A 1,663-nucleotide genomic window follows, 5' to 3' on the forward strand; every position below is an offset into this window, starting at 1 on the left:
CTGTGGTTAGGACGAATGCGCCGGTACGAATTCACGTTCGGCGCAAACAGCGGCATGATTTCCGGAACATATCTCTGCAAGCCGCCGATGAAGTGGCCGAACATCGCGGTGTCGGCATCGTCGCCGCCGGCAAACAGCGTGTTGCCAGCCTCGTCGACAATGGACATGTGCAGATGCATCGAGGAGCCGGCCTGCGCCGCGATCGGCTTGGCCATGAAGGTGGCGTGCATGCCGCTCGCCTGAGCCGCCTGCCTGGTCAGGCGCTTGAACAACAGCACCTTGTCGGCCAGCGCCAGCGCATCGCCGTGCAGGAAGTTGATCTCCAATTGCGCCGTGCCCGACTCATGGATCAGCGTATCGAGCGGCAACCCCGCGGCCGCCGCATGCGCGTAGATGCGCTGGATCACCGGCTCGAACTCCTCCAGCGCCGCCATGTCATAAGGATGCTGCACGCTTTCGGCGCGGCCGTTGCGCCCGGCCGGGGCGGTCAGCGGCTGGTCCGGATCGGGATTTGGCGCGGTGAGATAGAATTCGAGCTCCGGCGCCACCACCGCCCGCCAGCCGCGCTGGCGATAGAGATCGAGCACCGCCCGCAAGACGTGACGCGGCGAGGCCATCCATGGACGGTCGTCCATGTGGAAGGCATCGGCAAAGACATAGGCCTTGCCGGGCCCGCCGCCGGGCGCCAGGCAAAGTGTCGAGACATCCGGCACCATGCGCATGTCCGGGTCCGAATAGGCGAAGCCTTCGTCGATCGAGCCGGAATAGCGGCCGTCAATGCTGACCAGGAAGGCGCTGCTCGGCAGATAGAGCGCGCGGTCTTCCAGCGCCTTCAGGAACTTCGCCGCCGGCAGCGCCTTGCCGCGCAGCACGCCGTTCATGTCGGGCACCAGGCATTCGACTTCGCTGATCGCGTGCGCGGCCAGCCAGCTTTTCGGGTCGTTGGCGCCGCTCGTCGGCGGCAGGGTCGTCAGGTGGTTTTCAGGCATTTGGTCACATCCGTATCAAAGAGAGGATCGCTTCGGCGGCCACATCCGTTCCGGGCTTCAGCGCCATCTGCGCTGCATTGTCCTTCAGGCGGGCGCGCATCGCATCGTCGGCCAACAGGCCGAGGATCGCTCGCTCCAGTACTCCTTCGGTCCAGCCATCACGGCCGATATGGTTGCCGACGCCGGTCTCCTCGGCGCGCCGCGCATTGTCGTGTCCGTCCCAGCAATAGGGCATGATCAGCGACGGCACGCCGAAGCGCAGCGCCTCGCAAAAACTATTGTTGCCGCCGTGATGGATGAAGAGATCCGATTTCGCCACCACCGAGGGCTGCGGGAACCAGGCGCCGAGATAGACATTGTCCGGCACCGCGCGATAGGCGTCGCGCAGGCCGCCGACATTGACGATGAAGCGGGCGGGCAGCCTGTCGAACACCGCCAGCATGCGCTGGATCAGCCCGACATCCATGGCACCAAGGCTGCCGAAGCTGAGATAGACCAGTGGCCCGCTGTTGCGCGGAAAGACCGGCACCTCGAACGGCCCCTCGGAGCGGACGCAGCCCTCAAGATAGGTGAAGCGCACGGGGTCGAGCGGCGCCGCGCGTTCGCGGCGCACGATGGCCGGTGTCAGCAGCAGGTTGAGATCGGGCGAAGTCTCCAGGAACAGGCCCTTCGGC

The 1,663-nt window shown here is 65.6% G+C and carries 2 protein-coding genes; both read right to left on the reverse strand.

What is annotated here, in order from left to right:
• Positions 1-989 (reverse strand): glutamine synthetase family protein (locus EN742_RS34280; RefSeq protein WP_148670498.1); only part of this gene is annotated, 989 nt, incomplete at its 3' end.
• Positions 990-993: 4 nt separating this feature from the next.
• The coding region (locus tag EN742_RS34285) for a nucleotide disphospho-sugar-binding domain-containing protein (RefSeq protein WP_281035040.1) at positions 994-1,663 on the reverse strand (670 nt) is incomplete at its 5' end.

The organism is Mesorhizobium sp. M4A.F.Ca.ET.020.02.1.1, assembly GCF_004022645.1.
Lineage (GTDB): Bacteria > Pseudomonadota > Alphaproteobacteria > Rhizobiales > Rhizobiaceae > Mesorhizobium.